This is a genomic window from Frankia sp. KB5 (assembly GCF_002099325.1).
Taxonomy (GTDB): Bacteria; Actinomycetota; Actinomycetes; order Frankiales; family Frankiaceae; genus Frankia; species Frankia casuarinae.
Genome location: NZ_MRUJ01000277.1, coordinates 1 through 10,449 on the forward strand (window position 1 = coordinate 1; position 10,449 = coordinate 10,449).

The 10,449-nt window shown below is 67.8% G+C and carries 8 protein-coding genes and 1 pseudogene; 7 read left to right on the forward strand and 2 right to left on the reverse strand.

Annotation, left to right across the window (positions count from 1 at the left end; all coding sequences use genetic code 11):
* The 6 genes and pseudogenes from KBI5_RS26610 to KBI5_RS21990 form a co-directional block, all read left to right on the forward strand.
* Positions 1-1,095: pseudogene (locus tag KBI5_RS26610) on the forward strand (hypothetical protein); the annotation flags it as partial.
* Positions 1,092-1,508, forward strand: coding sequence for a DUF6112 family protein (locus KBI5_RS21970; protein WP_011434514.1), 417 nt, complete (start codon positions 1,092-1,094; stop codon positions 1,506-1,508). The pseudogene KBI5_RS26610 and the gene KBI5_RS21970, both read left to right, overlap by 4 nt.
* A gap of 69 nt (positions 1,509-1,577) precedes the next feature.
* A complete protein-coding gene (locus KBI5_RS21975; protein ID WP_085016312.1) occupies positions 1,578-2,360 on the forward strand; it encodes a hypothetical protein in 783 nt (260 codons plus the stop codon).
* The gene (locus tag KBI5_RS21980) at positions 2,357-3,748 is read left to right on the forward strand and encodes a hypothetical protein (protein ID WP_085016313.1); all 1,392 of its coding nucleotides are present in this window, start codon (positions 2,357-2,359) and stop codon (positions 3,746-3,748) included. Before KBI5_RS21975 ends, KBI5_RS21980 begins: the two co-directional genes overlap by 4 nt.
* A gap of 39 nt (positions 3,749-3,787) precedes the next feature.
* Positions 3,788-5,290: an SCO6880 family protein gene (locus KBI5_RS21985; RefSeq protein ID WP_085016314.1), complete on the forward strand. Its 1,503-nt coding sequence runs from the start codon at positions 3,788-3,790 to the stop codon at positions 5,288-5,290.
* Positions 5,287-7,467: a conjugal transfer protein TraC gene (locus KBI5_RS21990; RefSeq protein ID WP_085016315.1), complete on the forward strand. Its 2,181-nt coding sequence runs from the start codon at positions 5,287-5,289 to the stop codon at positions 7,465-7,467. Before KBI5_RS21985 ends, KBI5_RS21990 begins: the two co-directional genes overlap by 4 nt.
* 40 nt (positions 7,468-7,507) lie before the next feature.
* On the opposite strand, the gene KBI5_RS21995 is transcribed toward KBI5_RS21990, so the two are convergent.
* Positions 7,508-8,050: a YbhB/YbcL family Raf kinase inhibitor-like protein gene (locus KBI5_RS21995; protein ID WP_011434509.1), complete on the reverse strand. Its 543-nt coding sequence runs from the start codon at positions 8,048-8,050 to the stop codon at positions 7,508-7,510.
* 146 nt (positions 8,051-8,196) lie between these two features.
* Here KBI5_RS21995 and KBI5_RS22000 point away from each other — a divergent pair, with 146 nt between their 5' ends.
* On the forward strand, positions 8,197-8,535 hold the full coding sequence (locus KBI5_RS22000) for a P-II family nitrogen regulator (protein WP_085016316.1): 339 nt from the start codon (positions 8,197-8,199) through the stop codon (positions 8,533-8,535).
* A gap of 419 nt (positions 8,536-8,954) precedes the next feature.
* Here the strand turns inward: KBI5_RS22000 and KBI5_RS22005 are convergent, their stop codons facing one another.
* Positions 8,955-9,761 (reverse strand): VTT domain-containing protein, encoded by an 807-nt coding sequence (locus tag KBI5_RS22005; protein ID WP_085016317.1) that lies wholly within the window; start codon positions 9,759-9,761, stop codon positions 8,955-8,957.
* Positions 9,762-10,449 lie beyond the last annotated feature (688 nt).

Genomic DNA, 10,449 nt, shown 5'->3' on the forward strand with positions numbered 1-10,449 from the left:
ACCACCCTTGCCGGGGTCGTCGGGCTGACCCTCGCCGGGGTGCGGGCGCAGCCGGTCCTCGCGGTCGATCTCTGGCCGGGGGAGTCTCCCGGGGGGGCGCCATCGTCGCCTGTGGGCGCCGGCACCGAGGACGAGGACGAACCACGCGGTGATCCGCTCGCGATCCGGGTCGGCGCGGCCGGAACGACGACGGTCGCCGACGTCGCCCGCCGGCAAGCCTCCGACAGTACGGTGACCGATCTACCTCTGATGATCAGCGGTCGTCCCGCAGGCAGCACCAGGGACCTCGACGTGCTTCCCGTGCGACGCGGTGTTGGCGGAGGATCCGACCGGCACGGCGGCGGCGGTTCCGGCGACGAGGCGGCCGCCGTCGTCCCCGCGGACGACACCGTCGCCCCGACCGGACTGCGGTCCGTGCTCGGCCTGCTCGCGCATTCCTATCCGCTGGTGCTGGTCGACGCGCCGGCCAAGGCACCGCTGACGCCTGCGGCGCTCCAGGCCGCGGACCTCATCATCCTCGTCACACTCGCGACCGCCGCCGATCTGGAGGCGACACTCACCGGACTGCGTACGTTGCGGGACGCGGCGGGTGGTGGCTCAGCCAGACACGGCGGGCCGATGATCGTGGCAGCCATGATTGCGCCGCGCCGGGGCCGTCCCTCGCCCCGGACCCGCGCGGCGGCGGCCCGGCTCGGGCGCCAGGTCGACACGCTGATCCGAATCCCGTACGACGCCCGGCTCGACCCCAGCAGGCATACTCCGGTGCGGATTCCTCGACTACGCCGACGTACTCGCCGCGCCTACCTCCAGCTGGCCGCGGCCGCCGTGGAAGCCCTGTTCACTCTCGCGAAAGCCGAGGTCACGGCCGCTGCGGGCGCTGTCGATCAGCCGGGGGCTGCGGCCGGCGGCGCCGTGGAAGCGGTCACCACCCGTGCAGATTCTGGCGCTTCCGGCGGCCCACGAGCGACTACCGAGGATCACCCTGCGGCGCAGGGCGTATCATTTGGCGACCTACGGTCACCAACGGCACCCACAAGGATCGCCGGACCGGATCGGCCGGGCGGCCCCCCGCCTGTGGGAAAGGAACCGAGATGATCCTGGACGCCGCCGCCGTCAAGGCGACCGTTGTCCTCGCTGAGGTACAGGTCAAACCGGATGACTCCAAGGCGCCTGGCATCAATGCTCTGAAAGACCTGGTCAACGGCCTGGCGGCCTATGCGGTGATCGCTGCGGTCGCCGCTGTGCTACTGGGCGGTATCGCATGGGCACTCGGCGAACGGATGGGCCTCGAACGCGCGTCGATGGTCGGCAAGAGCGGTGTGATCGCAGGCTTCGGTCTCGCATTCCTCGTCGGTGCCGCGGCAGCCTTCGTCAACTTCTTCCTTGCCACCGGTGCAACGGCCACCGCACCCGACCCYAACCCGGCTGGCCAGCGTCAACCCGCCGTAGAGCTCACCGTTGCCGTTGACCCCGGCGTGGTCCATGACCCATCGTCAACGCTCTTCTGACCTGTTCCCCGGATACCAGCGGGCGGACATTGCGATGATGACCGTGCCGTCTTGTGAGGGGAGTGGGCGTTGGTAAGCCTTGTGGAGTGGGCGGCCAGACGCCTGATCATCATCATCGTGACCACTGGCACGGTGAGTGTGATCGGCGGATTGGTCATCGGCCGTTACGTGGTCCCAGACAATGGTTCGAATGGCCCGGATACCGCGTCCGTCGCGCCGCAGACCTCTCCGAGCGCTACCCCGCCCGGAGTGACGCCGACGCTGGTCCCCTCGCCGAAACCGTCCAGCCAACCGGCCAACACCGCCGCCACCACCTCAGTCCCCGGTGTCCCCACCCGGATCAACGAGTTCGGTATCCCGGTCGGCTACCCCCACACCGAAGCCGGCGCCGTCAGCGCCTGYGCCAACTACGTTTCTGCATACGGAAAAACTATCAATCGCGAACCCACGCGCCTCAAGCAAATTTTTAAATCAATAGCAGACCCCTCGACCGCCAATCGGCTCAGCCAACTTCTTATCGATGTCAATAATAAGACGGCAAAAAATTTCGGGGTTACATCCATAGATTCCCCGAACTTTCAATTGATTTATCGAACCCTCGGATATAAGATTGAAAAATTTAATCCCAACGAGKCAAAAGTATATATCTGGTCCAATGCAAGTGCCGGAATAATTGGTGGATCGCCGAACTACAAGCCTCGCAACTTCTGGGGAACCGACCTCTGTACGGTGAGCTGGAATGGCACAGATTGGAAACTTTCTGACGCCGTCGATGGYCCGGATGGTCCTGATCCCGTTGAGCAGAGGTCCGAGGAATTTCGGAGTTTCCTTCTGATCGGAGCGGTCTCATGACGTCCGGCGGTACAGGCGAAGGCAGTATTATCCTGGCCTTCAACCCCAATCCACTCGGTGCTATCAAGGATGCGATAGCGGGGAGTGCGGATGCGTACTTCAACTCGACAGGCAAGGCCTTCTGCGGCATGGCGGCGGACCTGTCCAGCTCCGTATTCAGCTTCGCGGCGCAGAAGACGACCATCAACCTGAATGCCGACTACGTCGTCCAGAACTACAACATCGCGTTTGGGGTGGYGGTCCTGATCGTCACCGGCCTGTTCATCTGCGCCTRCATCATGGGCGCCGTGCGCGGTGATCCTCACATCTTCGCACGCGCGCTCGCCTCCACCGGCACCGCGATCCTCGGCTCGTTCGTCGCACTCACCCTGCTACAGATGGTGCTCACCGCCTCGGATGGGATCGCCGACGCCTTCGGTGACGGGAAGCCACTCGGCTCGGCCCTGGTAACCCAACTGCGGGCCCTACCGGAGCAGGGGAACTTCGCACTCGACATCGTGCTGTCGCTGCTGGTGGCGTTGTTCTCGTTTGCGCTCTTCGTSGTGCTGTACATCCGCAAGGTCGCGATCATCGTGATGGCGGTGTTCATCCCGGTGTATCTGGCCGGGCAGCCGACGATGTCCACGAGCGCCTGGATCAAGCGGGCGACCGAGATCCTCTTGGCGCTGATTTTCGCGAAGCCGGTTATTTACGCGATTTTCACACTCGGTGCCGGTGTGGCAAGCGACTCGAGCGGCTCCACAGTCGATCAGACACTGACGATCCTCGGCGGGGCCGTGGTGATGATTGCGGCGGTGTTCGCTCCCTTCGTCCTGCTGCATCTGATGGGATTCGCCGACATCCACCTGATGCGCGCCGTCGGTTCGGCAGGTCGGCGCAGTGCGGCGTCGTTCGGCCAAGGGGCGGGTGCGTTGCTGGGATCGACGTCGCGGGAGACTTTCCGCGGAATCGGCGCACGGCTGCAGACCCGCAACCGCGGCATGCTCGGCGACGCCGGTGGCGTCGGTGGCGTCGGCAGCGAGCCCGCGCTGCCCCGGCCAGCCGGGCTACGGACCGGTCGTGGCAGCGGCCTCGGCGCTCCGGCGGGCACGTCATCCCGGACGGGTGCCGCCACGGCCGCGGTGCGCGGCTCGACGGCCGGCCGGCCCCGGGCCGGCGGTGGCAGTACCCGGCAACCGGCAAGAGCCGCCACCCCCACCAGGGCGACGGTCACGGTCGGCAGCAATTCCAGGCCGGTCGGCGCCACGAGGACGATGCGCCCGGGTTCCGTCACGGGCGGGGCACGCGGGACCGGTCAGGCCACGAGGCGGGTACCCGTGCCCCCGCCGGCGTCCCGGCCTCCGAAGATGACGGCGGCGGTGCCGCCGTCCCGCACCGGCGGCACGTGAGTAGTTGAGTGGCGAGGTAGCGAGGTAGCGAGGTAGTCGATGATCGCGGAACGCAGTTACCGCTTCGGACCGCTGGAACGCGGCGGAGTCATGCTGGGCATGCGCTGGCCGCAGCTCGGCCTGATGATCGGCGTGATGCTGTGTGTGCTCGGGGCACTTCGCTCTCCGCTCCTGTTCATCCCACTCTGGGTACTGGTGGGAGTAACGCTCCTGTTTGTTGCGTTCGTCCGGGTGGAGGATCRTAATCTCGACCAGTGGGTGCCGATCCTCTTCGGCTTCACGATGCAGAAGGTGACGGGCGAAACGGTGTTCCGTGGCGCGTTCTTCCGGCTGGGCGCCGGGGAGGACCAGCTCAGCCGAACGGTCCTCCCGGGGCCGCTGTCGTCGCTGGTGATGTTGTCCGTACCGGTCGGCGGCGGCCGGTACGTGGCGGTGGTAAAGGATGCCAAGCAGCAGACCTACACCGCCGTCCTGCAGGTGCAGGGTAGCCAGTTCGCCCTGCTGGAGTCCGGTGACCAGCAGGCCAGGGTGGACGCCTGGGGGGAACTGCTGGCCGGACTGACCGCCGGGGGCGGCAAACTGTCGCGCATCCAGTGGTTGGAACGCACGTTGCCCGACTCCGGCGACCAGCTTCAGCGGCACTGGCGGGTCCGCGGGCATCACGACGACTCCTGGGCCGCCGACGCYTACCAACAGGTCATCGACGCGGCGGGTCCGGTGGCGCAGCGACACGAGACCTACCTCTCGTTCCAGCTTCGGACCAGGGACGCCCGGCGCGCGATCCAGCGGGCCGGGGGCGGTGACCAGGCGGCCTGCGCCGTCCTGCTCGGCGAACTGCGCACGATGGAGGCGGCTCTCGCCCGTGCGTCCATCAACACGGTCGGATGGCTGCCGCCACGGGCGCTCGCCGCGGTCATCCGCACCACCTACGATCCGTACTCGATCGAGATGATTGACGCGCGGGGTGGTGCGAGTACGGACCTCGCCGGGGGCCTGAAGGGGTTGGCGTCCGGCATCGACCCGGCGGTCGCCGGCCCGGTCCGGGCCGTCACCGCCTGGGACCACTACCGCACCGACTCTGGCTTCCACACGACGTACTGGATCAATGGCTGGCCGCGTGTGCCCTCCCCCGCCGCGTTCCTCGCTCCGCTGCTGATGGAGACGACCTGTCGGCGGACGGTTTCACTGATGGTCGAGCCGCTGCCCGGCCGGAAGGCGGAGAAGGCGGTGAACCGACGGCGGATGGCGCACCTCGGTGAACAGCAGATGCGGGACAAGGTCGGGAAGGTCACCACCCAGCGCGACGTGGCCGAGGCCGACGAGGTCGAACGCCGCGAGCAGGAGCTGATCGCCGGATTCGGCGCCTTCCGCTTCCACGGCTTCGTCACGGTCTCCGCCGACGACCTCGACGGGCTCGCCGACGCCTGCGGTGAGGCCGAAACGCTGGCCTCACGCAGCCGGTTGGAGATGGTGCGTCTCGTCGGCGAGCAGGATCAGGGCTTCAGCGTCGGAGCGCTACCGTTGGCGGTGGGGGTTTCGTGAGCTCAGCACACGACGACGCCTCGGCGCGCGGGTACCCGGTCCCGACCGGCTACCCGACCGGCGGCTATCCGGGTAACAACTATCCGGGTAACAGCAACACGAGCCATGGCCAGCCAGGCAATGGCCAGCTGAGTAACGGCTATGCGGGCAACGGCCATGCGGGCAACGGCCATGCGGTGGGCGGTTACGTGCCGGCCGGCTATCCAGCCGGTGAAGCCGTGGCCGGTCACCCCGAGCGCGCCGACAGCAGCCCCGGCGGCCCCGACGACGAGGGCCCCGACGGCGACTTCGGCGACAGCGACTTCGGCGATGGCGACTTCGACGACGGCGACTTCGGCGATGGCGACTTCGACGACAGCGACTTCGACGACAGCGACTTCGACGACCCGCCCAGCTACGACGAGACCGGTTACGACCCCGACGGCTACGAGGCGGCGGACTACGAGGCCACCTCCCACGACCCGGGACGCGATGCCGAGGGCTATGTGGACCTCGGCGGCGGTCCGCGGCGGCGGCGCGAGGGACGCCTATCCGCGGAGCCCCCCCGGCGCAGCCGGCGCGCGGAACGGGCCGCGGCGGCCACCGAGAAGGCTGCGATGCGCCGGGCCCAGATAGCCCTGCGCCGGGGCGCACAGCCGCCACGGCTGTTCGGGCCGTTCGGCGGGCGAACGTTCCACAAGCTGCGGCTTCCCGCGCACATGGAGACGACGGCGCAGATCGCCGGCATCTACCCGTTCGTCGTCGACTCCGGCCTGGCCGCGCCCGGCATGTACATCGGTCGGCACGTCTGGTCCGGGAACTCGTTCGACTTCGACGTCTTCGAGCTGTACCGCCAGCAGGTCATCGAGAATCCGAACTTCGCCGTGTTCGGCGCGGTCGGCTCCCGCAAGTCGGCGCTGCTGAAGACGCTGATCTCGCGAGGGGCGGCGTTCGGCTACCAGGCCGCCGTACCCTGTGACCCGAAGGGCGAGTACACGCGGCTGGCTCGGCGCCTCGGYTGTGAGCCCACCTACATCGGGCCCGGCATGGCCACCCGGCTGAACCCGCTCGACGCCCCACCCCGTCCGATGGGCATCGCCGACGAGGACTGGGCCCGTGAGGTGAAGCGGGCTCGTTCGGCGCTGCTGTCGTCCCTGATCGAGACGGCGAAGGGGGTGCCGCTCACCCCGGCCGAGCACACCGCGGTCGACCTGGCTCTCGACGTCGTGACCCGGCAGATCACCGGGGCGTCCCCGGACCGGTGGGCAACCCCGATCCTGCCGCACGTGCTGGAGGCGATGACGGATCCAACCGAGGAGGACTGTGTCAACCTCCCGATGACCGCGACCGAGCTGCGCGACGCCTCCCGGGATGCCACGCTGACCCTGCGCCGGCTCACACACGGCGCGCTGGGCGGTCTGTTCGACGGGCCGACCACCTCTCCCCTGGACTTCGACCGTCCGATCGCCGTGCTGAACCTGGAGCGGGTCCAGGGCAGCGATGAGATGATCGCCCTGATCATGACCTGCGCGCAGGCGTGGATGGAAGCGGCACTCATGCGCCAGGACGGCGTGCAGCGCTACGTCGTCTACGACGAGTGCTGGCGGCTGATGCGGTTCGCCGGCCTCGTCCGCCGGCTGTCCGCCCAGCAGAAGCTCGCCCGACAGTGGGGATGCGCGAACGCGATCGTCGCCCACCGCATCTCCGACCTGCTGTCCGCCTCGCCGGACTCGGTGGAGATCGCCAAAGGCCTGCTCGCCGAAACCGCGATCCGGATCCTCTACAAGCAGGCGTCCGATCAGATCGCCGACACGCAGGCCGCGCTCGGGCTCACCGACGTCGCCGCCGACCTGCTCCCCAGGCTCGACCCGGGCTACGCCCTGTGGCTGATCGGCGCCCGCGCCTTCTACGTCGAGCACGTCGTCGGCGACCTGGAGATCCCCGTGGTGCTCAACGGCTCGAAGATGCACGGCGAGGTCGACGACACTAACCTGACCCCCGACGATCTGGATCCGGCCGAGCTGGACCCGCCGGATCTCGGTCCCGGCCGGCTGCGCCGGATGGCCGACGAACTCCTCGGCGACCGGGAGCTCGCCGGCCGGGAGCTCGCCGGCGGCCCGGCCGTCCCACGGGCCGCCGACCTCACGGGCGGGTTCGGTTACCCGCCTGTGGAGCCCAGTCCCAGCTCCACCGGCTGACGATCCCCGGGGATCTCGCCGCGCCGGCAGGGCGGCCCCGTCAGCGTTGGAAGGTCACCCGCAGCACGGCCCGGGCGAGAGTGTGGAAGGTGAGGTTGAAGCCGACGACGGCCGGTGAGACCTCGTCGTTGATCTCTAGTTTCGGCACGTCGACCGCGTGGACGGTGAAGATGTACCGGTGCGGTACGTCGCCCTGCGGCGGCGCGGCCCCGCCATACGCCTTGGAGCCCCAGTCGCTGCGCACGTGATACGCGCCGGCGGGCAGGCCGGTGAAGTCGCCGCTGCCCGCGCCGCGGGGAAGTTCGGTCGCCGCCGCGGGGATGTCCACCAGGACCCAGTGCCAGAATCCGCTGCCGGTGGGCGCGTCCGGGTCGTAGCAGGTGACGACGAAGCTCCTGGTCTCGGCGGGCTGACCGGACCAGGCCAGCTGTGGGGAGATGTCGGCGCCCCCGGCGCTGGTGTGCACCTGATCGGACGGAACGACTCCACCGTCGACGAGGTCCGTACTGGTCACGGTGAACAGCGGTTTGGCGGGCAGCACGTCGAACGGGTCGGGGGGTGTACCGCGGTCGAGCAGGGACATCTACCATTCCTTCCGTTACGCCATTCGATGACATTCCCGAGACGGAACCGTMGCTTGCCGGCTCTACGCTTCTCCGCGATGAAACCTCATCCCGAAGGTGCGCCGGGCCGTCGGCATGCGGTTCCAGACAACCTGGTGAGGTCCCGGTGAGACTGGTCACCGCCATCCTGCGTCCACATCGCATCGATGACGTACGCACCGCCCTTGAGACCTTCGGTATTCAGGGTATGACGGTCAGCCAGGTGACCGGATTCGGCATCGAACTGTGGTGTACCCAGACGTATCGCGGGCAGACCTTCCACGATGAGTCGGTGAGCGCCGTGCGGGTCGAGTGCGTCGTCGCGGACTGCGACGTCGAGGACGTCATCGAGGTGATCCGGAGATCGGGCGGATCGGCGGCCAGCGGAGCCGGCAAGATCTGGGTCCTTCCCGTCGACGCCATCGCCCGCGTCCACACGGGGGAACGCGGGCCGGACGCCTTGTGAGTCCGGACGCCTTGTGAGTCCGGACGCGACCGGCTGCGGTCACCCGGCTGCGGTGACGGTGACCAGCAGACTGCACCGACCGTGACCAGCTCGATTGCCGCGATCGCTCGATGGTCCCCAAGGCCACGGCACCACCCATCAATAGTGAGACGATCGTCATACAAACGATGCTTTCGGTGTGCGACCAGCGACTGTTCCCACCTTTGGGTGACGAGGAGAGGCGACAATGACCCGTTGACCCGATACGGTTGACGGGTCCCGGCGGGCGTCTCGCCGACTCCCCCCGTATCGGTGCGGAGCCCGCCGGGACCTGTCCTCGCGACTTGRCCCGCATCGCAGGTAACCGTTCGCGCGGCCGCGATGACCATCGGGGTATCCCGATCGGCCTCGGTCTTCTCGATCGGCCTCGGTCTTCTCGATCAGCCTCGGTCTTCTCGATCAGCCTCGGTCAGTCCCGGYGTCTGACGTTGATGGGCGACCGAGTGACGCCCGCCGCCGCGGCGTGGCCGTACCGCGAAGGTCTCAGCCTCGTCGGCGACCGGGGCACTCCCGCCGAATCCARCGGAGCCCTCCCGCACGGCACCGTTCCCGGCCCGCTTCCTACGGCGGGCCCGGAGAAATTCGAAAGCAATGGGAAGCACCGAGACGACGACAATCAGAATCAACATCGGCTCAATGTTGTTCCGTACAAAGTCTATCTTGCCGAGGTAGAAACCCAGAACCGTGATGCCGCAACCCCAGACCACCCCGCCCACGATGTTGTAGGTGATGAAGAGGCGGTAGTTCATCCGGCTCACGCCGGCGATAACCGGAGTGAAGGTGCGGACCACGGGAACAAACCGCGCCAGGATGATGGACCGCGGCCCGTACTTCTCGAAGAACTCGTGTGCCTGCTCGACGTACTCCTGTTTGAACAGCCGCGAGTCGGGGCGTCGGAACAACGCCGGACCGACTCTTCGACCAATTAGGTAGCCGACCTGGTCGCCAGTCACCGCGGCGAGCCCGATCAGGACAGCCGCCACCGGCAGCGGGGTGGAAAGCTCGTCGCGGGCGATCAGCATACCCACGGTGAACAGCACGGAGTCACCCGGGAGGAAGAACCCGACCAGTAGGCCGGACTCCGCGAAGACGATCAGCAGAACGACAGCCAGGCCCGCTTTGGCCAAGCTGTCCGCGCTGAGGACGCCAGGGCCGAGAGCGAGGGTGTTCGACGCGAATGCATTCACTATCGCGGGCCTCCGACAGGCTTTGACGACGGGTTGGACACGTCCGTGAGACCGCGGCAACCGTCGAGGGACCGCCACCGCACCCGCCCGAGGACACCGTAAGGGTATCGAGCGCTCTCCCGTCTCCCACCGGGCACCCGCAAGAGTGGCTCCCCGGCGTCCCGGGCGCGTCCCGGCAGGTTGCGGCATGCCCGGGTGCGCCCGGTACGTCCCTCATAGGTTCCCCACCATAGGTGCCCGATCATGAGTTTCCGATCATGAGTTCCCAAATTGTCCAGTGCAGCGATCCGCCGCCAGTCAAGATCTGGCCGGCCCAGGTGGACCGCCGACGTCGATGGCCGGATGTGCCTCATTAGGCTTAATTCGTGCGTTATCGGCGGCCAAGCCAGGATCAGCRGCCTGTTGTCCCGAGTGATCCGAGTGATCCGAGTGATCCGCCGGCCTGGCCGGATGCGTTAACGCCACGGACCCCGCGCTCCCGGCCGATGCGGTCAGCGCGGTCAGCGCGGTCAGGGAGACCGACGCGACCGGCTGCGGGGGCGTACGTATTCGGAAGTCCCGTTGTTGATCTTTTGGGGTGACGGCCTTCGGGGCTGGGTGTGGCCTGATGGTCGTGGTGGGTGATGTTCTGCCGGTCGGGGTGGTTTGCTGCGGTGCGTGACGGTTGTCGAGTCGGGGGCGGGCGCTG

Excerpts from the sequence above, each read along its gene's own strand:
- KBI5_RS21995 (WP_011434509.1), bottom strand. The coding sequence starts at position 8,050 with ATGTCCCTGCTCGACCGCGGTACACCCCCCGACCCGTTCGACGTGCTG.